This window comes from Neisseria zalophi (genome assembly GCF_008807015.1).
GTDB lineage: Bacteria > Pseudomonadota > Gammaproteobacteria > Burkholderiales > Neisseriaceae > Neisseria > Neisseria zalophi.
In genome coordinates this window covers 1,299,508-1,324,216 of sequence record NZ_CP031700.1, presented here as the reverse complement: position 1 = coordinate 1,324,216, position 24,709 = coordinate 1,299,508, and the positions used below count along the sequence as shown (strand labels likewise).

14 protein-coding genes and 2 pseudogenes are annotated in these 24,709 nt (G+C 45.5%); 8 read left to right on the top strand and 8 right to left on the bottom strand.

The window, feature by feature from the left end; translation table 11 throughout:
- Positions 1-104: 104 nt before the first annotated feature.
- The 4 genes and pseudogenes from D0T92_RS11370 to D0T92_RS06035 all read left to right on the top strand — a co-directional run bounded on the left by D0T92_RS11370 (position 105) and on the right by D0T92_RS06035 (position 2,154).
- Entirely contained in the window at positions 105-269 is a 165-nt protein-coding gene (locus tag D0T92_RS11370) for a hypothetical protein (RefSeq protein WP_191963610.1), read from the top strand.
- A gap of 16 nt (positions 270-285) precedes the next feature.
- Positions 286-678: a hypothetical protein gene (locus tag D0T92_RS06045; protein ID WP_151051164.1), complete on the top strand. Its 393-nt coding sequence runs from the start codon at positions 286-288 to the stop codon at positions 676-678.
- A 39-nt stretch (positions 679-717) separates the two neighbouring features.
- A pseudogene (locus D0T92_RS06040) lies at positions 718-1,527 on the top strand (RHS repeat-associated core domain-containing protein); the annotation flags it as partial.
- 402 nt (positions 1,528-1,929) lie between these two features.
- Complete coding sequence (locus D0T92_RS06035; RefSeq protein ID WP_151051161.1) at positions 1,930-2,154, top strand: hypothetical protein; 225 nt, start codon at positions 1,930-1,932, stop codon at positions 2,152-2,154.
- A gap of 134 nt (positions 2,155-2,288) precedes the next feature.
- Here D0T92_RS06035 and D0T92_RS11550 read toward each other — a convergent pair.
- A pseudogene (locus D0T92_RS11550) lies at positions 2,289-2,471 on the bottom strand (IS3 family transposase).
- A gap of 582 nt (positions 2,472-3,053) precedes the next feature.
- On the opposite strand from D0T92_RS11550, the gene D0T92_RS06020 reads away from it, so the two are divergent.
- Positions 3,054-4,550, top strand: a complete 1,497-nt coding sequence (locus D0T92_RS06020; RefSeq protein ID WP_151051157.1) for a SulP family inorganic anion transporter — start codon at positions 3,054-3,056, stop codon at positions 4,548-4,550.
- Between the two features lie 61 nt (positions 4,551-4,611).
- Here D0T92_RS06020 and D0T92_RS06015 read toward each other — a convergent pair whose 3' ends face one another.
- The 6 genes from D0T92_RS06015 to D0T92_RS05990 form a co-directional block, all read right to left on the bottom strand.
- Positions 4,612-5,880: a DUF2254 domain-containing protein gene (locus D0T92_RS06015; RefSeq protein WP_225315081.1), complete on the bottom strand. Its 1,269-nt coding sequence runs from the start codon at positions 5,878-5,880 to the stop codon at positions 4,612-4,614.
- A 61-nt stretch (positions 5,881-5,941) separates the two neighbouring features.
- Entirely contained in the window at positions 5,942-6,568 is a 627-nt protein-coding gene (gene tmk / locus D0T92_RS06010; protein ID WP_151051154.1) for a dTMP kinase, read from the bottom strand.
- Positions 6,569-6,825: 257 nt separating this feature from the next.
- Entirely contained in the window at positions 6,826-8,502 is a 1,677-nt protein-coding gene (ettA, locus tag D0T92_RS06005; protein ID WP_151051152.1) for an energy-dependent translational throttle protein EttA, read from the bottom strand.
- 133 nt (positions 8,503-8,635) lie between these two features.
- The gene (locus D0T92_RS11365) at positions 8,636-8,788 is read right to left on the bottom strand and encodes a hypothetical protein (protein ID WP_191963608.1); all 153 of its coding nucleotides are present in this window, start codon (positions 8,786-8,788) and stop codon (positions 8,636-8,638) included.
- A gap of 181 nt (positions 8,789-8,969) precedes the next feature.
- Positions 8,970-16,343 (bottom strand): Ig-like domain-containing protein, encoded by a 7,374-nt coding sequence (locus tag D0T92_RS11545; protein ID WP_225315080.1) that lies wholly within the window; start codon positions 16,341-16,343, stop codon positions 8,970-8,972.
- Between the two features lie 29 nt (positions 16,344-16,372).
- Complete coding sequence (locus tag D0T92_RS05990) at positions 16,373-17,269, bottom strand: OmpA family protein (RefSeq protein ID WP_151051150.1); 897 nt, start codon at positions 17,267-17,269, stop codon at positions 16,373-16,375.
- Positions 17,270-17,719: 450 nt separating this feature from the next.
- Here D0T92_RS05990 and smc point away from each other — a divergent pair, with 450 nt between their 5' ends.
- From smc to ubiB, 3 genes are all read left to right on the top strand, one after another.
- The gene (smc, locus tag D0T92_RS05985) at positions 17,720-21,214 is read left to right on the top strand and encodes a chromosome segregation protein SMC (protein WP_151051149.1); all 3,495 of its coding nucleotides are present in this window, start codon (positions 17,720-17,722) and stop codon (positions 21,212-21,214) included.
- Positions 21,215-21,350: 136 nt separating this feature from the next.
- Entirely contained in the window at positions 21,351-21,887 is a 537-nt protein-coding gene (locus D0T92_RS05980; protein WP_151051147.1) for a DUF2059 domain-containing protein, read from the top strand.
- A gap of 280 nt (positions 21,888-22,167) precedes the next feature.
- A complete protein-coding gene (gene ubiB, locus D0T92_RS05975; protein WP_151051145.1) occupies positions 22,168-23,679 on the top strand; it encodes a ubiquinone biosynthesis regulatory protein kinase UbiB in 1,512 nt (503 codons plus the stop codon).
- A 93-nt stretch (positions 23,680-23,772) separates the two neighbouring features.
- Here ubiB and secF read toward each other — a convergent pair whose 3' ends face one another.
- A complete protein-coding gene (gene secF / locus D0T92_RS05970) occupies positions 23,773-24,708 on the bottom strand; it encodes a protein translocase subunit SecF (protein ID WP_151051143.1) in 936 nt (311 codons plus the stop codon).
- Position 24,709: the final 1 nt, after the last annotated feature.

Genomic DNA, 24,709 nt, shown 5'->3' with positions numbered 1-24,709 from the left:
AATACTTGAATGTCCAAATTATCCATGCAAATTAACAATATCAAATGAAAAAATAAATATCTCTATTATTGATAGGGTATAAAGAAAATATTTATCCTTCACCAATGGCTCGCCAGATGGGCTATGGTATAAAAGCGTATGAATTAACTTTAGGCCAACAGGCCACATTTGAAGACTTAGTTGATATTTTTTCTTTTGAAGATAAAAACCTAACTAATTCAAATCAAAAACAGAAAGAATATTATAGCAAATGGATAAATTCACTTTAACAAAAATTTAATTAATATGCATATATTAAAAATAAATCCATTAGATACCCCTACAAACTTCCAAACTAATTTTTTTATTGATGGATTTGAAATTGAATATATAAACTTAATAGAAGTGAATCAGGGCTCACCTCTGGTTGGCAACTTATCAATCAATCAAAAAATTTATTCCAACAAATTACAATTTGGAGGACCTTTTTTATATGATAAAAAATTTTTATATATCCCTGTATTTATAAGACGGTTCTGTATAGTTGGCTTTAAGCTTGCTAAATTAGATCTTTCTAATTTAGCAATTCAATATATTGGAAATATAGAAGATTTAATTTACTTAAATAAAATTGAGAATGAGAAAATTTATTTTTATACAGGCATATATAAACATTCAGAAAAATACTTTTTTATTTAACTACTCTTACAAAGCCATCTAAAAAAACCGACTTTCCAGATAAAATTCTCTTTCGACCCCGCTAATAATATTCTTTCAGACGGTCTGAAAGAGCAAACCACCAAAGGCCGTCTGAAAGGCGATAATATCGGCCTCGGTAACCGTATCGAAGAATACAACGGCACCGAATACACCTACGACCCGCTCGGCAACCTTATTTACCGCCAACTGCCCAACGGTGAAAACCAGTTCTTCCGCTACGATACCGAAAACCAACTGATACTGGCCGAAATCAAAAAGAACAACGGCGAAACCCAAACTTGGGCTTATGCCTATGACCCGTTCGGCAGACGCTTAAGCAAAGAGCGCACCGACAAAGGCACATTACAATCCACCCATCCGAAACGCACCCATTTTGTTTGGGACGGCAGCCGCCTGTTGCAAGAATATACCTACAAAGGCAACTATACTTACGTCTATACCGACCAAGATTCCTACGAACCCCTAGCCCAAGTTTTTTACAATAATAAAGATAAGCAGCAATACCTAGCTTATTTCCATAACGACCAAATCGGCATTCCGCGCGAAATGACCGATCAATTCGGTAATCTGCTCTGGTACGGCGAATATTCCGCTTGGGGTAAACTCAATAAAGACGAACGGGTTTATCCGCTGGTACATCAACCGTTTAGGCTTCAGAATCAGTATTATGATGCAGAGACAGGGCTGCCTTACAATCTGATGCGGTATTATGAGCCGGATTCGGGTAGGTTTGTGAATCAGGATCTGATTGGGTTAGTTGGTGGAGATAATCTTTATTGGTTTGCACCTAATGGGCAAAATTGGATTGATACTTTAGGATTAGGAGCAGGTCTTTTTAAAGTAATTAAAAACCTAATATCTAAGGTTTTTTCCAAATCTAAATGTAGTAAATGTGCGAACACTACCAAAAAAAATAATAGATAAAAACCCAGTATACGAAATAGCTAAAAATGATGGAAAGCATTCAGGATTTTATAAAAATAATATTAATCGATCTTCATTAGAGCTTCAAAAAGGTATAAATTCTTTGGAGAAACAAATTAAAGAACACGAAAGATGAATTAGAAATCCTGAAAAAACAATGAGAGAATTAAACAAAGGAGATTGGACTAAATTAAATCCTAGGCAACAAGAATCATTAATTTCAAAAAAATGGTTATCTGATATTGCCAGACAGAGGGAATAAAAGAGTATTTTAGAAGGTATTTTAAGAGAACGAGGAATGTAATTATGAATTCTGATGTTTATAAAAATTTTTTAAAAGATGTTGTATTTGAAATTTTTAATAAATATGAAAATGATATGTTTGCAGCAGACTCCGATATGCAAAAAGGTTACAATTTTGCTATTTATGAAATAATTTCTCTATTAATTGAACAGAGTGAAGTATTTGGATTGAATAAAGAAAAGATAGGGTTAAAAGATATTGATGCAGAGAGAGATTATTTAAAATAAAACTGTAGCAAGCATAGCCTGTATACTCCATCGGTAAGGTGTGTGCCCTCAGGCACGCACGCGTTATCACCCTTCAAGGCCGTCTGAAAAAAAATGAACTGTCCCCCAAATATTGGACAAACATAAAAGCCTTTTCAGTTTATCTTTTCGAGCTGGGTTCTGTATGCCACAGGGCTTAGCTTTTTCAATTTCAAACTACATCTGTCATGATTGTAGTATCATATATAGTCATCTATTGTCTGCATCAGCTCTGTTGTCAAAAGTTTGCCTTCCTGATAAAAGCATTCCGTTTTCAGTATCGCAAAGAAGCTTTCCATCGGTGCATTGTCCCAACAATTGCCTTTACGCGATATACTGCTCATAAGAAAACTGCACCTTAATGGGTTGGAGGGGTGTCCAACTTTTGAGGTACAGTTCATGTTTCAGACGGCATTTTAATCAGTAAAACAACTACGCTTAGCTCTTCAAACCATTATATTCCAAGAAAATTTGAAACCTAACCCTGCCTGCGTTACAATTCGCCGCCGACGATATTTAAACGCCGGCAATATTTTCGAAAGCTTGTCGTCATTTATGTAGTCGGCAGTATTTCAATAACCGACCGACTCGGGCGATATAGAATTGATCTAGTCAAAACCATTTGGGAAACTCAGTGCGCACCCTACCGCCTGTGTTTATGCCCACTGTCTGATTGCAGGTTTCAACAGATTCCGTTTAGCAGTACCGGTTCAAAACCGATCATCTTGTCTTTGCCTTTCCTTTTATCTCAACCATTTTGAGTCATGGCTGTCTGGTCGGCATAATATTTTTATAACCTATTGATTGCCATCTGTTGCCATACTCACTGGATTTTGTTTTCAGACGGCCTTAATGAATAAATAAAAATCATCAGGAATTTAATGCTTAACTTTATCCAAAAAAACTTTTTTTCCAATATACGCGGTGATGTTCTTTCGGGAACTGTTGTCGCTTTGGCGCTCATTCCCGAAGCCATTGCTTTTTCGATTATTGCCGGGGTCGATCCCAAAATCGGTTTATATGCCTCTTTCTGTATTGCCGTCGTCACCGCTTTTACCGGCGGCCGCCCTGCCATGATTTCGGCAGCGACCGGCGCGATGGCGCTGCTGATGGTCACACTGGTTAAAGACCACGGCCTGCAATATCTCTTTGCGGCGACCGTTCTCACCGGTGTATTGCAAGTGGTCGCCGGCTATCTAAAATTGGGCAGCCTGATGCGCTTTGTTTCGCGCTCGGTGGTCACAGGATTTGTGAATGCACTGGCTATTTTGATTTTTATGGCGCAACTGCCGGAACTCACCGATGTTTCTTGGCATGTTTACGCCATGACGGCAGCTGGGTTGGCCATTATTTACCTGTTTCCGCGCCTGCCTGTTGTCGGCAAAGTAATTCCCTCGCCGCTGGTGTGTATTGTCGTATTAACCGCTTTATCGGTGGCTTTGGGCTTAAATATTCGAACGGTGGGTGATATGGGCGCATTGCCCGATACCCTGCCTGTTTTCCTAATACCGGATATTCCTTTAAATTGGGAAACTTTGTGGATTATCCTGCCCTACTCGGTCAGCCTCGCCGCAGTCGGTTTATTGGAAAGCCTGATGACGGCAACGATTGTCGATGAAATGACCGATTCGCCAAGCGATAAAAACCGCGAATGTAAAGGGCAAGGTGTTGCCAATATCGCCGCCGGCATGATGGGCGGTATGGCGGGCTGCGCCATGATCGGCCAATCGGTAATTAATGTGAAATCAGGCGGGCGGACACGTTTATCCACCTTATTGGCCGGTATTTTTCTGATTATTATGGTGGTTTTTCTAGACGACTTAATCAAAATTATCCCGATGGCGGCTTTAGTCGCCGTGATGATTATGGTTTCTATCGGCACATTCTCTTGGGTATCTTTGAAAAACCTGTTTGTTTATCCGCTTTCAACCAATATTGTGATGCTGGCGACCGTTGCCGTGGTGGTGTTTACCCACAATCTGGCTTTAGGGGTGTTTGTCGGCGTATTGCTGGCCACATTGTTTTTCTCCAATAAAATCGGGCGGTTTATGGCGGTTCGCAGCGAATGGAAAGAAGGCACCAATAGCCGCCGCTATCGTGTAATCGGACAGGTATTTTTTGCTTCGGCAGAACAATTTATCCGTTCTTTTGATTTTGAAGAAGCCGTTGACTCGGTAGTGATTGATTTAACCGACGCACACTTTTGGGATATTACCGCCGTTTCTGCTTTGGATAAGGTGGTGATTAAAATGCGGCAGCAAGGCAAAGAAGTGGATGTTATCGGTATGAATGAAGCAACCGCCACCGTGGTTGATAAATTCGGGGTATACAACGACCCTGAAGAAGTGACCAAAATTATGGGCGGCGGTTCTCATTAAACAATCAAACAAATAAGCCCTTTGTGTTATGCAAAGGGCTTAGGCCGTCTGAAAACGGTTATCAGCTATCTTTATTGCTGCACTCACTGCCAAACAAAGCATAATGTTTGGCTTTTAATCTTTCTGCATCATGCGCAAACGACATTTCCTGTAAAGAGCGTTGCAAGGCAATAGATGCCATTTCCGCCGCCGCTTGCGATATGGCAACGTTACCGGAGTTCCGCCAAATTCCAGCCAACACTTTTTGCATCACCAAGCCTACTTCCACCGTATTGGCACCATCACGTGCAATCGGGCCAAAACTTTCCGTTATCCAATTGCCACACTCTTCAGGTTTGATGGACAAACGATCATATTTTTTAGATGCTTCTTCATCTCGTTCAGGCTGTTTGGCGATCAACAGATCCATCATGCCTGTCATCACGCTAATGGCTGTACCGGGATCATTCACTGCCGGCGATAAGGCACGTTGCGCCACTTCACTTAAGACAATAAAACCCCAATTCGGATCTTGGGCATAACTCCGCGTAGTACCAAATATAAAACACTGATTTAATGTATCGGTGTCTCCATTGCCCTCCACCATCATTAACGGCGTATCTTCCATCACCAATTCACCCGGCCGAACCAAAATATGAATATGAATATCTGCCTCTTCTGCTTTAGCCTGCAAAGATGCCATATTAATATGGGTCAGGTAGCCGCTATATCCGGCTTTAACTAATTTTGCCCGATTGCTACAAGCACCACGCCAAGCCGTACCTAATTGCGGGTTGGCAAAATAATTAGCTACCGATGTTTTTGTTGCCGATAAAATTTTATCAATCGTATTGCCCATACGACCCAATTGCGACAAGGTATAAACCCAACGAATTAAGGTAACAATCAGATAAACAAATACGGCAACCGTGCTTACAAACAAAAGAAAAAGCTCGTTTTGCCCGTAAAAATCCATACCTAAAGCGGTTCTGGCAATAATGGCATAGATAAAGGATGATAGAAAACTGGTAATCGCCGTGCGGGTATTATCATCACCCATCACCAATTCGGTGGCTCTCGGCGTTGCTCCACCGGAAGCAGAGGCGAATGCAGAAACCATAATAGACAGCGAAAAAGTTGTCACTGCCAACATGCTGGATGCAATCACATCCAACAACCCTTCTAAAGTAGCCTGTTCTATCTCTGGCAAGGTATCATGCGGTATCCACCATGCACCTACCAAACGGGTTGCAAAAATAAAGCACACAACGCCTATTGCCCACAAAGCCGGCGTTACCCACAAACGGTTGCTCGGCTGCTTTAGCGCCAATAACCAACGATACAATATCATAATGAATACTTTCTAAAAAATAATCACATAGGCCGTCTGAAAATATATCGACATCAAAACTTTAAGCTGAAATTCCGAAATGTTTATTTAAAACCATTTCTAAATCGGTCTGAACTTCATTCCGTTCCCGATTACTATCGACAACCGCATAACGATCCGGCGCAGCCGCGGCACGGTTGAGATAGACTTCTCGAACCCGCGTAAAGAAGTCGGCATTTTCCTGCTCGAAGCGGTCTTTTTCACGGTTGGCATCAATCCGTTGCATAGAAACCGATAACGGAACATCCAATAAAATGGTTAAATCGGGGCGAAAATCTCCCTGCACCCAGTTTTCCAATATCGAAATAGCTTCCAACGGCACACCGCGCCCGCCGCCCTGATAGGCAAACGTAGCATCGGTGAAACGGTCGGAAACCACATGAATGCCCTTTTCCAGTGCCGGCAAAATCACATCATCAAGATGCTGGCGGCGGGCAGCAAACATTAATAATGTTTCGGTATGTAACCCCGCTTTTGTAGCCGGATTCAATAAAATATCACGCAATGCTTCACCCACCGGTGTTCCGCCCGGTTCTCGGGTAAATAAGACCGGCAAATGATGTGCTTCAAACCAATGTTTGATAACCGCCAGATTGGTGGACTTACCCGCACCGTCTATGCCGTCTAATGTAATAAATTGAGCACGCATAAAAGCTTTCCGAATGATTCAGACGGCCTTTAATCACTAAACAGGCCGTCTGAAATATTAAAAATACATTATCAGACAAAGGCCGTCTGAAACCATTTCAGACGGCATATTGATTTATTGCTTAAAACAAAAGTATGGATAATGACAATATTATCAAAAAATCAATAGCCATAACGCAACAAGGAATAAGCGGCCGATATCATTTCCAAACCGGATACCCTGTTGTTTCACTATTTTTTATTTAAGCGACCATATCATTATCGTGTTACCGGTTTATAACGAATCCGTTTCGGTTTGGCGCCTTCCTCACCCAAACGGCGTTTCTTATCGGCTTCATATTCCTGATAGTTGCCATCAAAAAACACCCATTTCGAATCACCCTCACAAGCCAAAATATGGGTTGCGATACGGTCTAAGAACCAACGGTCGTGAGAAATCACCATCACACTACCGGCAAATTCCAACAATGCATCTTCTAGGGCACGCAAGGTTTCTACGTCCAAATCATTAGATGGTTCGTCCAACAGCAAAACATTGCCGCCGGCAAGCAAGGTTTTGGCCAAATGCAAACGCCCCCGCTCACCACCGGATAGATTACCGGCAATTTTACTTTGGTCGCTGCCTTTAAAGTTAAAACGACCCAAATAAGCACGGGCGGGAATTTCAAACTGCCCTACCTGCAAAATATCGCGGCCGTCGGCAATATTGTCGAATACGGTTTTGTCGTTTTGCAAGCCGTCACGACTTTGGTCAATCAACGACAGCTTCACGGTTTGGCCGATTTTCACCTCACCGGAATCCGGCTGCTCTTTCCCTGCAATCATTTTAAATAAAGTCGATTTACCGGCACCGTTAGGGCCGATAATACCGACAATCGCGCCGGGCGGTACTTTAAAGCTCAAATCGTCTATCAACAGTTTGTCGCCAAACGATTTGCTCACATTGGTAAACTCAATCACTTCATTACCCAAACGCTCGGCCACCGGAATAAAAATTTCCTGCGTTTCATTGCGTTTTTGGTATTCGTAATTACTCATTTCTTCAAAACGGGCCAAACGGGCTTTAGATTTGGCTTGGCGGCCTTTGGCATTTTGGCGCACCCATTCCAATTCCTGTTTCATCGCTTTAATGCGGGCAGCTTCGGACTTGGCTTCATTTTCCAAACGTTTTTCTTTTTGTTCCAGCCATGAAGAATAATTGCCTTTCCAAGGAATACCGTGTCCACGATCCAATTCCAAAATCCATTCCGCCGCATTATCAAGGAAATAACGGTCATGCGTTACCGCTACCACGGTTCCGGGGAAGCGCACTAAAAACTGTTCCAACCATTCCACCGATTCCGCATCCAAGTGGTTGGTCGGCTCGTCCAACAACAACATATCCGGCTTACTCAATAATAATTTACACAATGCCACGCGGCGTTTTTCACCACCGGAAAGCTGGCCGATTTTCGCATCCCACTCCGGCAAGCGAAGTGCATCGGCAGCAATTTCCAACTCATGTTCCGCACCGCCTGCTGTGCTTGAACCGGCAGCAATCACCGCTTCCAAGCGCCCCTGCTCTTCAGCCAAGGCATCAAAATCGGCATCAGGGTCGGCATAGGCGGCATAAACTTCTTCCAACCGTTTTTGAGCAGCGGCTACTTCGCCCAAGCCGCTTTCCACTTCTTCACGCACGGTTTTTTCAGGATCCAACTCCGGCTCTTGCGGCAAATAACCGATTTTAATCCCGCCCATCGGCACCGCTTCGCCTTCAAACTCCTTATCCACGCCGGCCATAATGCGCAATACGGTCGATTTACCCGCGCCGTTCAAGCCCAATAACCCGATTTTCGCACCCGGAAAAAACGATAATGAAATATCTTTAATAATGGTTTTCTGCGGTGGAACAACTTTACTCACACGCAGCATGGAATATACATATTGACTCATTATTCTCTCTTTACTTAACTAACAAACTAAAAATAACTTTTCAGACGGCCTTGCGCCTCAAAAATATACGAAATAAATTTATAAAAAAAGCATATTATTCTTTAAACTACTTTAATTGAAAAACATGACTGTCTTATTATGTTTTCAGACGGCCTAAACTTAAAGCAATCATATCAAAATCATTGCCTATCACCGATAATGTTTTCTTTACTGTATCACGTTCATTCATGACTTTACACAAAATCGGCATATCAGTGACAAAGGCCGTCTGAACATAAATATTTATCATACCCGATAAAACCGTTGATATTCTAACCGAAACCGCATTGTTCATATCAATAAAACAAAGCATACTCCTAATTTACCAAGCAAAATTTTTAATATCACCGTACCGTTACTTTTTATTTTTCCTGAAACACCCAAATAAAAAGGCCCTGCTTTTTCAGCAGAGCCTTTTCTCAAGCATTTAATTAACCAAGAAACTCAACATGGTTTTCCAAAATGCTGTTCAGGGTTTCGCCTGAAGACATTCCGGAGAATGTAATGCTGTTTTGATATGTAGCGCCATCAGTACCTACACCGGTGAAGCTGAGTGTATGGGTTTGATCATTCCACACGGCACCTTGCAGCTGTTGCGGGCTTACCAAGTCTGCAAATACCACTTTGTCCGAACCGGCTTGGAAATCCAAAATTTGATCATGGCCGCTATTACTATTGGCTAAGAATACAAATTTATCATCACCTTCGCCGCCGGCCAATACATCATTACCGGCACCACCAAACAGAATGTCGTCACCATCACCACCGCGTAATGTGTCATTACCACCGTCGGCACGGTTATCCAAAAGCTCATTCCAGTGCTTCTGAATATAATCGACTTTCTGCTCGGTAGTAGCAGCCGAACCACCGTTTTCACTCCAACGGATAAACTCATTCAGTGCTTCCGAACCCATACCGTTATGCTTACCAGCTTCGAAAGTCATACCGGTAGAGTGATTTGTCCAAGACAGATTATCTGTATTGATAGTGTCACCAAACAAGATATCGTTACCCTCACCGCCAATCAATGTATCGTTAGACACGCTATCCAATACTGTCGTTGATGAGCCGCGTTGTAAAGCTGCATCCAACTCTTGCGGGTTATTGATAATTGAAGCTTCACCAGCTTGGCCGTGATAAACCACATCAACATGTCTGCGACCATGAATATGCGTTACCACATCTTCTTCATAATGAAGCGGTTTGCTGGAAGTCGTATCAAAATATTTCAACGTATTTTGTTGAACGCCTTTGGCAAAGCCAACTGCATGTACATCTGATACTTTTGCCAGTTTTTCAAAGCTGTGCAAGCCTGCATTTACAGATCTTTGGGTAACGTACGATCCATGTTGTCCTCTACCATTAGCACCGTAAGTTGTTGGTTCACCGTCTGTCAGGAAGTAAGTCACATTGTTGTAACCCGGCTTGGTAACATGCTTAAACCAAGACGCTGTATCATGGAATGCATCATCGTAGTTGGTTGCACCATGGCCTCTTTGCGCCACAATACTATTCAGTAGGCGACCCACATTGGCTTCATTTAAGTCTCTAATATCAACCACCTGATGAGCAGTCTTATTGAATGTCATCAATGTTACATTTACTTTACCATCATGATTAGCCAAATCTTTAGACAACTTCAACAAAGATGCCTTAGCCATCTGTAGATACGAATAGCCGTCATCTGTTCTAAAGTTAGCCATACTGTTCGATGTATCCAGCAAAATGGCAATATTATAGTTTTCACCTTTGGTAATGATGGTTTCGGTACCACCGGTATCACCGATTAATACATCGTTACCACCACCGCCTTGGATATGCGGATTAGGCCCATTATCACCGATTTTTATCTTATCGTTGTCCGCACCATCGATTGTAATATTCAATTTCGCAGTAGAAGTATCACCATCAGCATCACGAACAGTATAAGTAAAGCTATCAGTTAGTTTTTCACCGTTATTCAGTGCCTTAACAGCAGGATTGTCATTATCTAAAACATAGGTGTAATGACCATCAGTGCCTAAAACCAGCTTACCATAATGACCATTTTGATTACCGGATATGACAGTTACAGGTGTGTCTGCACCAGTATAATCATTAGCAAAAACATTGCCACTTATACTTGTATCTTTCTCTCCGATATGATTACTATCGTTTACAGCAGTCGGTGCAGTATCAGTAATCTTAATATCAAGCATATCCATACCGGTATTACCGGCGGCATCTTTCACTCGAACAATAAAATTATCGACTACAGAGTTATCACCACCTGAATGGTCTTTACTGCGTCCGTTTTCAGTATAAGTGTAAGTTACCTCACCTTTAGAAGGATTGTAACCATTAATACTTAATATACCGTTGTCTGTTTTAATCACAACAGGATTAGATGCAGATGCAGAAGTAACATCTTTACCACCTACCGTAATCGCTGTAACACCACCGGCATCACTTACCTTAATCACACCACTTACTTCAGCAGCACTGGCTTCTGTTACCTCTTGATCCACTGCTTTAACTGCAGGATTCACCGTATCAACCGAACCGTCATCTTGTGCCGTACCTTTATTACCGGCCGGATCCATTACAGAAACTTCTGTAGTGTAATCACCTTCAGGCAATGGTTTCGGTACATCTACACTATAGCTGCCGTCATCTTTAACAGTTGTTGTAAAGGTTTGTTGTTTACCGTCTGATCCGGTTACTACCACAGTGATTACCGAACCTTCCGGTGCATCAGTAGTACCGGTAATAGTCGGAGTGTCATCATTGGTATTGTCCGGTGCATCTACCGTAATAGTCGGGCAAGTTGTATCAATCGAACCATCATCTTGCGCCGTACCTTCGTTACCGGCAGGATCTTTCACAGAAACTTCCGCCGTGTAATCACCTTCAGGCAATGGTTTCGGTACATCAACACTATAGCTGCCATCACCTTTAACGGTTGTTGTAAAGGTTTGTTGTTTACCGTCTGATCCGGTTACCACCACAGTGATTACCGAACCTTCCGGTGCATCAGTAGTACCGGTAATAGTCGGAGTGTCATCATTGGTATTATCCGGTGCATCTACCGTAATAGTCGGGCAAGTTGTATCAATCGAACCATCATCTTGCGCCGTACCTTCGTTACCGGCAGGATCTTTCACAGAAACTTCCGCCGTGTAATCACCTTCAGGCAATGGTTTCGGTACATCAACACTATAGCTGCCATCACCTTTAACGGTTGTTGTAAAGGTTTGTTGTTTACCGTCTGATCCGGTTACTACCACAGTGATTACCGAACCTTCCGGTGCATCAGTAGTACCGGTAATAGTCGGAGTGTCATCATTGGTATTATCCGGTGCATCTACCGTAATAGTCGGGCAAGTTGTATCCACTACATTGCCGTTATTGTCTTCGGCAGTCGCGCTGTTACCGGCTTTGTCGCTAACGCTGGCTTTGGCAGTGTATTCGCCGTCGGCCAACGGATTCGGTACGTCTACGCTGTAGCTGCCGTCTGCTTTAACGGTGGTGGTGATGGTTTGGGTCGCACCGGTGCTGTCGGTCACCACAACGGTTACTACCTGGCCTTCTTCCACATCTTGAGTGGTACCGGTAATGGTCGGGGTGTTGTCGCCGGTCAGATCGGGTGCTTCTACGGTAATTGAAGCAGCAGTGTCTACCGAACCTTTGTCCGAAGCTTTACCTTCGTTACCGGCCGGATCTTTAACGCTGGCTTCGGCAGTATAGTTGCCGTCCGGAATTGCATTCGGTACGTCTACGCCGTAGCTGCCGTCCGCTTTAACGGTGGTGGTTACGGTTTGGGTCGCACCATTGGCATCGGTTACTACCACAGTCACTACCGAACCGGCCGGAGCGTCGGTCTTACCGGTAATGGTCGGGGTGTTGTCGTTGCTGTTGTCCGGTGCGTCTACGCTGATGCTCGGACCGTTGGTGTCAATCACATTGCCGTTATTGTCTTCGGCAGTCGCGCTGTTACCGGCTTTGTCGCTAACGCTGGCTTTGGCAGTGTATTCGCCATCGGCCAACGGATTCGGTACGTCTACGCTGTAGCTGCCGTCCGCTTTAACGGTAGTGGTGATGGTTTGGGTCGCACCGGTGCTGTCGGTCACCACAACGGTTACTACCTGGCCTTCTTCCACATCTTGAGTGGTACCGGTAATGGTCGGGGTGTTGTCGCCGGTCAGATCGGGTGCTTCTACGGTAATTGAAGCAGCAGTGTCTACCGAACCTTTGTCCGAAGCTTTACCTTCGTTACCGGCCGGATCTTTAACGCTGGCTTCGGCAGTATAGTTGCCGTCCGGAATTGCATTCGGTACGTCTACGCCGTAGCTGCCGTCCGCTTTAACGGTGGTGGTTACGGTTTGGGTCGCACCATTGGCATCGGTTACTACCACAGTCACTACCGAACCGGCCGGAGCGTCGGTCTTACCGGTAATGGTCGGGGTGTTGTCGTTGCTGTTGTCCGGTGCGTCTACGCTGATGCTCGGACCGTTGGTGTCAATCACATTGCCGTTATTGTCTTCGGCAGTCGCGCTGTTACCGGCTTTGTCGCTAACGCTGGCTTTGGCAGTGTATTCGCCGTCGGCCAACGGATTCGGTACGTCTACGCTGTAGCTGCCGTCCGCTTTAACGGTAGTAGTGATGGTTTGGGTCGCACCGGTGCTGTCGGTCACCACAACGGTTACTACCTGGCCTTCTTCCACATCTTGAGTGGTACCGGTAATGGTCGGGGTGTTGTCGCCGGTCAGATCGGGTGCTTCTACGGTAATTGAAGCAGCAGTGTCTACCGAACCTTTGTCCGAAGCTTTACCTTCGTTACCGGCCGGATCTTTAACGCTGGCTTCGGCAGTATAGTTGCCGTCCGGAATTGCATTCGGTACGTCTACGCCGTAGCTGCCGTCCGCTTTAACGGTGGTGGTTACGGTTTGGGTCGCACCATTGGCATCGGTTACTACCACAGTCACTACCGAACCGGCCGGAGCGTCGGTCTTACCGGTAATGGTCGGGGTGTTGTCGTTGCTGTTGTCCGGTGCGTCTACGCTGATGCTCGGACCGTTGGTGTCAATCACATTGCCGTTATTGTCTTCGGCAGTCGCGCTGTTACCGGCTTTGTCGCTAACGCTGGCTTTGGCAGTGTATTCGCCATCGGCCAACGGATTCGGTACGTCTACGCTGTAGCTGCCGTCCGCTTTAACGGTAGTGGTGATGGTTTGGGTCGCACCGGTGCTGTCGGTCACCACAACGGTTACTACCTGGCCTTCTTCCACATCTTGAGTGGTACCGGTAATGGTCGGGGTGTTGTCGCCGGTCAGATCGGGTGCTTCTACGGTAATTGAAGCAGCAGTGTCTACCGAACCTTTGTCCGAAGCTTTACCTTCGTTACCGGCCGGATCTTTAACGCTGGCTTCGGCAGTATAGTTGCCGTCCGGAATTGCATTCGGTACGTCTACGCCGTAGCTGCCGTCCGCTTTAACGGTGGTGGTTACGGTTTGGGTCGCACCATTGGCATCGGTTACTACCACAGTCACTACCGAACCGGCCGGAGCGTCGGTCTTACCGGTAATGGTCGGGGTGTTGTCGTTGCTGTTGTCCGGTGCGTCTACGCTGATGCTCGGACCGTTGGTGTCAATCACATTGCCGTTATTGTCTTCGGCAGTCGCGCTGTTACCGGCTTTGTCGCTAACGCTGGCTTTGGCAGTGTATTCGCCGTCGGCCAACGGATTCGGTACGTCTACGCTGTAGCTGCCGTCCGCTTTAACGGTAGTAGTGATGGTTTGGGTCGCACCGGTGCTGTCGGTCACCACAACGGTTACTACCTGGCCTTCTTCCACATCTTGAGTGGTACCGGTAATGGTCGGGGTGTTGTCGCCGGTCAGATCGGGTGCTTCTACGGTAATTGAAGCAGCAGTGTCTACCGAACCTTTGTCCGAAGCTTTACCTTCGTTACCGGCCGGATCTTTAACGCTGGCTTCGGCAGTATAGTTGCCGTCCGGAATTGCATTCGGTACGTCTACGCCGTAGCTGCCGTCCGCTTTAACGGTGGTGGTTACGGTTTGGGTCGCACCATTGGCATCGGTTACTACCACAGTCACTACCGAACCGGCCGGAGCGTCGGTCTTACCGGTAATGGTCGGGGTGTTGTCGTTGCTGTTGTCCGGTGCGTCTACGCTGATGCTCGGACCGTTGGTGTCAATCACATTGCCGTTATTGTCTTCGGCAGTCGCGCTGTTACCGGCTTTGTCGCTAACGCTGGCTTTGGCAGTGTATTCGCCGTCGGCCAACGGATTCGGTACGTCTACGCTGTAGCTGCCGTCCGCTTTAACGGTAGTAGTGATGGTTTGGGTCGCACCGGTGCTGTCGGTCACCACAACGGTTACTACCTGGCCTTCTTCCACATCTTGAGTGGTACCGGTAATGGTCGGGGTGTTGTCGCCGGTCAGATCGGGTGCTTCTACGGTAATTGAAGCAGCAGTGTCTACCGAACCTTTGTCCGAAGCTTTACCTTCGTTACCGGCCGGGTCTTTAACGCTGGCTTCGGCAGTATAGTTGCCGTCCGGGATTGCATTCGGTACGTCTACGCCGTAGCTGCCGTCCGCTTTAACGGTGGTGGTTACGGTTTGGGTCGCACCATTGGCATCGGTTACTACCACAGTCACTACCGAACCGGCCGGAGCGTCGGTCTTACCGGTAATGGTCGGGGTGTTGTCGTTGCTGTTGTCTGGTGCGTCTACGCTGATGCTCGGTGCAGTACTGTCTATAGAGCCATCATCATTTGCGACACCCTCATTACCCAATTTATCTTTAACGGTTGCAGTAACGCTGTATTTACCTTCGGATAATGCTTCAGGAACATCCACGCTGTATGTACCATCTGCTTTAACAGTAGTGCTGACAGTTTGTTTTTTACCGCTCGAATCGGTAATTTCCAAAGTAATAACCTGACCTTCTTCTACATCTTTCGTAGTGCCAGTAATAGTAGGTGTATTATCAGCAGTTTGATCGGGGGCATCTACAGTAATTTGTGCGGTAGTATCAATGCTACCCGGATCGGTCGCAGTAGCTGATTGATTAGAAGGTGTAACTACAGTTGCAGTAGCCGTATATTGGCCATCAGCTAATGGATTTAATGGTTCAACCGAATACTCACCTGATTCACCAACCACAGCAGAAACAGTTTGACTAACACCTTGGCTATCCGTCAACACAACAGTAACCACACTACCTGGAGCTACATTACTTGCCACACCTTTAATTTCAGGAGTGTTGTCATTAGTATTATCGGGAGCATCAACAGTAATACTGGGTTCACGGTTATCATCACCATTATGAGAACCTGCCGCCAATGCACCTATTGGTGCCAAAGCCAACAGCCACAATGGATTAGGAGCCCACATAGCAGTGATAATCTGTCCACCTAAAGCTTGGCCTGCTAAAACTTCTTCCGCCAACATAGTAACGGCATCAGAAGCCTCGGTACTTTCCGGAACGTAAGGATATACATTACCGTTTTCATGTTGACCAATCAGCAAACTACTTTTTGAAGCACCGGTTTCATTGGAATAATAACCTTCCAAAATTAAATCGGGATTTTCAATATCCGTTCCTTCAAAAGCGATAGTGAGGTCATCACCAACGCGTTTGGTCATAATGTTTTCCGGTGCAAATTGTGTTAAGTCTTCTACAAACTGATAATTGACATCCGCCTGTGCAGGAATGCGTAATACTTCGCCTGAAGCCGTCTGAAATTTAACCGTTTCAAGGGTTTGCTTGGCATTATTAATATTTAAAGTAATATTTCTAGACATTTTATTCACCTTATAATGTTTAATTTAATTTATTGTTTTTCACCATGTAGAATCACTTCCACACGACGGTTAGGCTGATCACATTCAATACGTGCTTTGCTATTATTCGGATATTGAGCACGGCAATTATTCACAACCAGCTCACGCTCCCCTTTACCTTCCGCACTAATTAACCGTTTATCCAACCCGGTATCTTCAAGTACTTTTTTCACAGTTACAGCACGGTCAAATGAAAGTTTTTGATTGTATTTCGGCGTTCCAGCAGGGTCTGCATGACCTACTACGGCAATACCGCGAATTAAATTAGGATTTTGTTTGATCTCATTAGAAATATTTGCTAATTCTTGCTTACCTTTAGGCAGCACGCTGTCATAGTCTGACCGGTCGAATTTAAATAGTGCTGACGCCTGCAAATTGTATTTTTTCAACACAATCGCGCATTTTTCTGAGCTAACTACACGGGAAAGAGTATGATTTTGACGGGGAATTCCCTGCATTTCTTGCTCTGCCTGTTCAGGAGAAACAGCACGCAATACAGGATTGCCATTACCGTCATCTACTACTTTAAAGAAAGATACGGCTGATTCCGGAAGGTTATAATAATCACCTAATTGATGCTTGTTGCGATACCCTGCATCTCGTTTAGTAAACTCTGCATAAAAACGTTGGTTCTGAGCGCAAACTGTTTCTTGACGATATGCATTGGGTTGCAGAGAACCTGAATATTGGCCGTTTACATAAATATTAACTGTCGGCCCTTCAACCGCACCCGCCTGACGGTAAATTACAACGGACGAACGATTTTCCGGTACAGCAGTGCTGTATGCAGCCTGTTGAGTATCCACCCAACTTTCTTTAGGATGCGAAACACAGCCCATAGCAGTAAGCGGTAATAACACCCACAATAATTTACGATATTGAAACATGACTCAAAACTCCTGATAATTTAAGAAGCATCTGCGTTCAGACGCATTTTTGTTATAAACACAAATATCCCCAGTTATTGCCAAATCTTGACACAAGATATTTTCATTCGGCATAGTACATTGCAATATTAAGATGATATACGCATTACAAACTCTTTAACACACATGCATACCAACGGTATTTTTTTTCGGATAACAGGTATTTTGTTATATAGCGAATTTCATTTTTCAATTTTTATATACCCAATATAACATTTTGAATTTTAATAATTAAATAAAAACAAAATCCCAATAAAATATACATATACAATATTCACAATAGAAATTATCCTTTTTGCAACACATTATTAATAAAAAATGATAAAACCATAATTTTTATATAACTTCTATCAAACACTAATCAGTCTATTTCCGTTAAAATATCGGTTTTCTTCCTAACCACCCTTAATCATGCGCCTTACCCACATCAAATTAGCCGGCTTTAAATCTTTTACCGACCCCACCACCATTCACGTGCCCGGGCAGCTGGTCGCCGTTATCGGCCCCAACGGCTGCGGGAAATCAAACGTTATCGATGCGGTACGTTGGGTTTTAGGTGAAGCTTCTGCCAAGCAGCTTCGTGGTGAAAGCATGCAGGATGTGATTTTTAACGGCGCAGCCACCCGCCGGCCTGCACCTCGGGCTTCGGTAGAACTGGTTTTTGATAACAGTGATCACAGCCTTCAGGGCGCATGGGGGCAATATGGCGAAGTCAGCATCAAACGCCAGCTCACGCGCCAGGGTGAATCGACTTACTACATCAACAATCAAGTGGTCCGCAGACGGGACATTACCGATTTATTTTTAGGAACAGGCGTAGGTGCAAGGGGTTATGCCGTTATCGAACAAGGCATGATTTCCAGAATTATCGAAGCACGCCCCGAAGAACTTCGCGCCTATATAGAAGAAGCCGCAGGTGTATCCAAATACAAAGAAAGGCGCAAAGAAACAGAAGGCCGTCTGAAAGATACGCGCGAACATCTGCAAAGGTTGGCAGACCTGCAAAGCGAACTGGCACGCCAAGTCGAAAAGCTCGAAAAACAGGCCGAAACCGCCGAGCGTTATCAAACACTCAGCCGCCAACTAACCCAACAGCAAGACCTGTTGGATTATGTGCAATGGCAGCAATCCCTAACCGCTGCCGATAAAGCAACCGCGCAACACCAAACTTTCCAACAACAACAAGACGAAACCGCCGCCCAAATCCAAACCCTAACCGACCGGATTCATACACTACAAGCTACCGAGCAAACCCAACAACAAAGCGTGCACAACATCAGCAACCAGCGCGGTGTTTTGCGCGAACAAATCGCCCGTTTGGAAGAACAAATCCGCCACCAACAAAACCTGCATCAGCGCATCGAACGCGACAAAGCCGCCGCACAGGCACAATTGCAACGTATTCACCAAGAACAACAGCAAATCCGTGCACAACAAGAAGAAACCGACTTTCAAATCGAAGAGAAGCAAACCGAACTGGCCGAACTGGCCATGCTGGTTGCCGAGCATGAAGAACGCCTGCCCGAATTAGAAGAAGCCCAAACCACCTTAAACACCGCCTATCAAAACCAACAAGACGAACATAACCGGCTCAAGCGCGAACTGGCTTTAAAACAGCAACAACTCAGCCATGCCCAACAAACCCTGCAACAACAGCAAACCCGACAAGGCCGTCTGAAACAAGAAAGCCAAGCCTTAAACCTACCTGACGAACACGAAACAGCGGCAGCCCAAGAACAGGCCGCCCTATTGCAAAGCCAACAAGAGCATTACGAAGAGCAAATCTTAATCGCCGAAGAACAACTCAATACCCAAATAGAATATTTTCAGACGGCCTCACAAGCACAACAGCAATTACAACAACAACACATTACCCTGCAAGCGCAGCAACAGGCACTGGCACAATTGCTCGCCCAAGACGAAACCGCCCAAACCGACTTTTGGCAACACACCGACGCCAAACATGCACCGCAACTATGGCAACATATTAAAGCACCGGCAGACTGGCAACACGCACTGGGCGTGATACTGGCCGAACGCTTGCACGCCCGCGCCGTACCCGAATCATTCACCGCCCCCGCCCCGCTACCCGAAGGACGTGCGGCATGGATAAGCGACAAACTCTCAGGCGGCCTGAAAAAAACCCTGCCTGCCCAAGCATTGCTAAATCAAATTCAAGCGCAAGCACCATTTCAGACGGCCTTGCATCATTGGTTGGACGGCGTTTTATGCGCCCCCAATCTTGAGTTTGCCATTCAACACCAAAACGACTTACAAGGCAGTCAAATCTGGCTAACCCCCGAAGGCCATCAAATCGACCGTGTCAGCGTTGTGTTATACGCCCAAGCCGCGCAAGAAAACCTCATCGCACGCAAAACACGCTTAGACGAACTCACAACCGAACTCGAAACCTTAAGCCCCAAACTCAAGGTAGCCGAGCATGACTACACTCAGGCACAAAATGCCTTAAACGCCGCCGAACTGCACTATAAAAACCTACATCAACAACAAAAACAACATAGCCAGCAATACCAATCCGCTCAAAACCACGCCGCCGAACTGCTTGCCCGCACCAATCAAGGGCAAATCCGCCGCGAACATATCGAGCACGAACTGCTACAACTCGAAGAAGAACAAATCATTCTCGAACAAACTTCAGACGGCCTCAGAGACGATATTGCCACGCTCATCGAAGCAGCCGCAGAGCTGGAACAACAGCAACAAAGTATCGGCGGCAACCGCCAAGCACAACAAGGCCGTCTGAAACAAGCTCAGCTCGCCTTGCTCGAAACCAACCGCCAATACGGCTTGGTAGAAGTGGCCGTGCACAAACTGCAGCAACAAAAACAAAACTTCCAACACCAGTTAGCCCAACTCGAACAACAAACACTCGACTGGCAGGAACGCCAATCCGAACTGGCGCTTGCGTATGAAACCGAAGCACAAAATAGCGAACAACACGCCAAACTCGAACACCTTACCGAATCTGTGCACACCCTAGACGAACAATACGCCGCCATGCAAGAGCAATTGGCGGCCACCCAAGAAGAAGGCCGCGAGCAATACGCCCGCCAGCAAACCCTATCGGCCAAACTGCCGCAATTACAAGCTGCAACACAAACCGCACTACTACAACAACAAGAAGCCTTATTAAACGCCAAACGCTTTCATCAAAACCTAACCGAACGCGAAGCCGATCTCGACGCACTGGCAACACTTGCCGCCGAATCGGGCGGATTAAAGTCGCTCAACAACGATATCGGCAGCCTGGCCCAACAAATCGAAGCCCTCGGCGCCGTTAACCTTGCCGCCTTACAAGAATTGGAAGAAGCACGCGAGCGCGACGATTATTACCGCAGCCAAAGCGAAGATGTGCAAGCCGCTATCGACCTACTCGAAGAAGCCATCGACCAAATCGACAGCAAAACCAAAGCCCGTTTCAAAGAAACGTTTGATGCCGTGAATGAAAAAGTACAAACCTTTTTCCCAACCCTGTTCGGCGGCGGCGAAGCCAAACTACATATGATCGGCGACGACTTACTCAGCGCCGGCGTATCCATTATGGCGCGCCCGCCCGGCAAGAAAAACAGCACTATCCATCTGTTAAGCGGCGGTGAAAAAGCCCTAACCGCCATGAGTTTGGTTTTTGCCCTATTCAGCCTCAATCCCGCCCCGTTCTGCCTCTTAGACGAAGTAGATGCACCGTTGGACGATGCCAATACCGGCCGTTTCTGCAACCTCGTGAAAGAAATGTCGGCACAAACCCAATTCCTCTATATTTCCCATAACCGACTAACTATGGAAATGGCCGAACAGCTTATCGGCGTTACCATGCAGGAAAAAGGGGTTTCCCGAATTGTTGCCGTTGATATCCAGCAGGCTTTAAGCATGGCCGAACCCGCTTAAAACCAAAGATCCATACCAACCGGTTCGAAATCCTTTCCTATTTGTGCAATAATTCAACTCGACTGGATTAATTAAATTTCAATTTATTTAAATAAATTGAAATCCGATACTTAACCCACAAAAAGGAAATACGATTATGAAGAATAAGCTCATCTTAGCCGCGACTCTATTTCTAAGCACCACATCCGTATGGGCGGCAGAGCCATCTAGCAAATCCTTGGAGCACTTAATGAACGTGCAACAATTTGATAAAATTATAGATGCCTCTTTTCAAACCATACCTACCGCTGCTCTTGCAGACCCTCGCTATCAAGAAGCCATTCAAAGCGTACCGGCAAACAAACGTGCAGCAGTAAAGGCCAAACTGGATCAATACATACTCAATCAAGTAGCTTCTATCAACAACACGCAAACCCGCGCCGACATCCGACGCGTCACTATTGACGGTATCCGTAAAATCTATACTCAAGAAGAAGTAGATGCCATGATTGCTTTTTATGACTCCCCCATCGGTCAGTCTATTAATGCAAAAATGCCGCAATACATGGAAGTTGTTATGTCTTCACTTCCCGCCGTTATACAGCGGAAACTGCAACAATATGACAAACAAAATCAGGCCAAACTCAATCGTGAAATCAATCAGATTATTTGTGGCAAAAATACCTGTAAATAAGAAAACAAATAAAATAAAAAGAATTTTTTAATAAACTTTAAATGCCGTCTGAAAACATCGGGCAAAAACTTAGGGCTATCAAATAGTCTACATATTTGTTCGAAACAGACGGCATACCTACTCATAAAATAGCTTACGGCAATCCTCAATACGCCATCTAAAAATAAAGATATGTCATCCAAACAAAAACAATCTATCTTTTCAGGCCATTTCACCCTATAACCCAAAGCCCGCATGCTTTATAATCCCCCTTTTCGATACGCCGTCTGAAGACATCATCATGAAATGGCTTAAACGCACCCGCACCATTACCCAAACCGTTTACCGCTACGGACTCACCGATTTATTTGCCGGACACATCCGTCAAAAATGGCTGCAAGCCCTCATACAGAAAATACCGCAGTCATCACAAACCAAAAATGACCCGCTCCCCGTACGCCTCCGCTTGGCTTTAGAATCTCTGGGGCCGATTTTTGTGAAATTTGGTCAAGTGCTTTCCACCCGACCCGACCTCATTCCCGAACCGTACGCAAAAGAATTAGCCAAACTGCAAGACCGCGTACCACCTTTTGATGCGGCACTGGCACGAAATCAAATTGAATCTTCCCTCGGCCAATCCATCGAAACGCTTTATGCCGAATTCGAAGCCGAACCGGTTGCCAGCGCATCCATCGCCCAAGTGCACAAAGCGCGCCTGCATAGCGGTGAACAGGTTGCCGTTAAAGTTTTACGCCCCAATATATTGCCCGTTATCGAACAAGATTTGGCCTTATTGCGTTTTGCCGCCGGCTGGGTCGAACGCCTGTTTGCCGACGGCAAACGCCTCAAACCGCGTGAAGTCGTTGCCGAATTCAATCAATACCTACACGACGAATTAGACCTCATGCGTGAGGCCGCCAATGCCAGCCAGCTCGGTCGTAATTTCAAAAACAGCGATATGCTGATTGTGCCCAATGTTTATTATGATTATTGTAGTCGCGACGTACTGACTATTGAGTGGATGGATGGAACGCCGGTATCCGATATTGCCGCACTAAAAGCCAAAAATATCGACTTATCGACACTCGCACGCTACGGTGTGGAAATCTTTTTTACCCAAGTGTTCCGACACGGCTTTTTTCATGCCGATATGCACCCCGGTAATATTTTAGTAGCTGACGACGGCCGCTATATCGCTTTAGATTTCGGTATTGTCGGCAGCCTCACCGATTATGACCGACGCTATTTAGCCATTAACTTTTTGGCCTTTTTCAACCGTGACTACCACCGCGTTGCCATGGCCCATATCGAATCGGGCTGGGTGCCGCAAGAAACCCGTGCTGAAGAATTGGAAGCTGCCGTTCGAACCGTGTGCGAACCGATTTTCAACAAACCTTTATCGCAAATCTCATTCGGCTTGGTGCTGATGCGCCTGTTTGAAACCAGCCGCCGCTTTAATGTTGAAATCCAACCCCAATTGGTTTTACTGCAAAAAACATTATTGAATATTGAAGGCTTAGGCCGCCAGCTTGATCCCGATTTGGATTTATGGGCAACAGCCAAACCTTTTTTAACCCAATGGATGGGCGAACAAGTCGGCCCCAAAGCTTTTTGGAACAACCTCAAAAATGAAGCCCCCGATTGGGCGCAAATCCTGCCTGCGCTCCCCCGTAAAATCAATATGCTGGTGGATGAAAACCGACAACAGGAAATGCGTGACGCCTATATTCATTTGGTTAAAATCCAACAGCGGCAAAGCCTGTGGCTGGCCGTGATTGCCATTGCGCTACTCTTGATTGTTTTATTCAAATAATCATTTCGATATAGATAATATGCAAATAATGAGGCCGTCTGAAAAAATTTCAGACGGCCTCATTAGTAATTAACTTTGAATCCTTGAAACGGATTACACAACCGCTTCTTCTTTTTGCTTCTGAGGCTTGGCCAGATTTTCACGACTCAAACCAAACATCAGCAACATCGGGCTGGCAACCAATACCGAAGAATAAATACCGAATACGATACCGATAGTTAATGCAAGCGAAAAGCCGTGCAATGCCGCACCACCGAAAACCAGCATGGATAACACCATCGCTTCAGTCGAACCGTGGGTAATCACCGTACGGCTCATGGTTGAAGTAATGGCATTATCGATAATCTGCGGAACGGTTTTATTGCGCATGGTCGGTTTGCGGAAGTTTTCACGGATACGGTCGAACACCACCACCGATTCGTTTACCGAATAACCCAATACCGCCAGAATACCGGCCAAGACGGTTAAAGAGAATTCCCATTGGAAAAAGGCGAAAAAGCCGAGAATAATCACCACGTCGTGCATATTGGCAATAATAGCCGAAACAGCAAAACGCCATTCAAAGCGAACCGACAAATAAATAATAATGCCGATAATCACCATACTTAAAGCCAACATACCGCCGGTCACGAGCTCATCGCCTACTTGCGGCCCGATAAATTCGACTTGCCGCAAAGAAACGTCGGAACGATCTTGTCTGAGCAAGTTCATGACGCTATTAGATAATTGTGATGCGGCTACGCCTTCTTTATTTGGTAAACGTATCATAATGTGCCGGTTAGTACCCAATGCCTGTACTTGAACATCTCCTAACTGAAGCGTATCCAACTTTTCCCGCATCGCATTAATGTCGGCACTTTGTTCGTATTGCACTTCCATAACCGTACCGCCGGTAAATTCGACAGAAAAATTCAGACCTTTGGCTACTAAGAAGAAAACAGCGGCAATAAACGTTACCAGTGAAATAAACGTTGTGATTTTTCCGTAGCTCATAAACGGAATATCACGTTTCATTTTAAATAATTCCATA

What these genes read in the sequence shown, in the direction of transcription:
- D0T92_RS11370 (WP_191963610.1), top strand. Translation starts at nt 105, where the DNA reads ATGGCTCGCCAGATGGGCTATGGTATAAAAGCGTATGAATTAACTTTA.
- D0T92_RS05980 (WP_151051147.1), top strand. Translation starts at nt 21,351, where the DNA reads ATGAAGAATAAGCTCATCTTAGCCGCGACTCTATTTCTAAGCACCACA.
- secF (WP_151051143.1), bottom strand. Translation starts at nt 24,708, where the DNA reads ATGGAATTATTTAAAATGAAACGTGATATTCCGTTTATGAGCTACGGA.
- D0T92_RS06015 (WP_225315081.1), bottom strand. Translation starts at nt 5,880, where the DNA reads ATGATATTGTATCGTTGGTTATTGGCGCTAAAGCAGCCGAGCAACCGT.
- D0T92_RS05990 (WP_151051150.1), bottom strand. Translation starts at nt 17,269, where the DNA reads ATGTTTCAATATCGTAAATTATTGTGGGTGTTATTACCGCTTACTGCT.
- smc (WP_151051149.1), top strand. Translation starts at nt 17,720, where the DNA reads ATGCGCCTTACCCACATCAAATTAGCCGGCTTTAAATCTTTTACCGAC.
- ubiB (WP_151051145.1), top strand. Translation starts at nt 22,168, where the DNA reads ATGAAATGGCTTAAACGCACCCGCACCATTACCCAAACCGTTTACCGC.
- D0T92_RS06045 (WP_151051164.1), top strand. Translation starts at nt 286, where the DNA reads ATGCATATATTAAAAATAAATCCATTAGATACCCCTACAAACTTCCAA.
- D0T92_RS06035 (WP_151051161.1), top strand. Translation starts at nt 1,930, where the DNA reads ATGAATTCTGATGTTTATAAAAATTTTTTAAAAGATGTTGTATTTGAA.
- D0T92_RS11545 (WP_225315080.1), bottom strand. Translation starts at nt 16,343, where the DNA reads ATGTCTAGAAATATTACTTTAAATATTAATAATGCCAAGCAAACCCTT.
- D0T92_RS11365 (WP_191963608.1), bottom strand. Translation starts at nt 8,788, where the DNA reads ATGATAAATATTTATGTTCAGACGGCCTTTGTCACTGATATGCCGATT.
- D0T92_RS06020 (WP_151051157.1), top strand. Translation starts at nt 3,054, where the DNA reads ATGCTTAACTTTATCCAAAAAAACTTTTTTTCCAATATACGCGGTGAT.
- tmk (WP_151051154.1), bottom strand. Translation starts at nt 6,568, where the DNA reads ATGCGTGCTCAATTTATTACATTAGACGGCATAGACGGTGCGGGTAAG.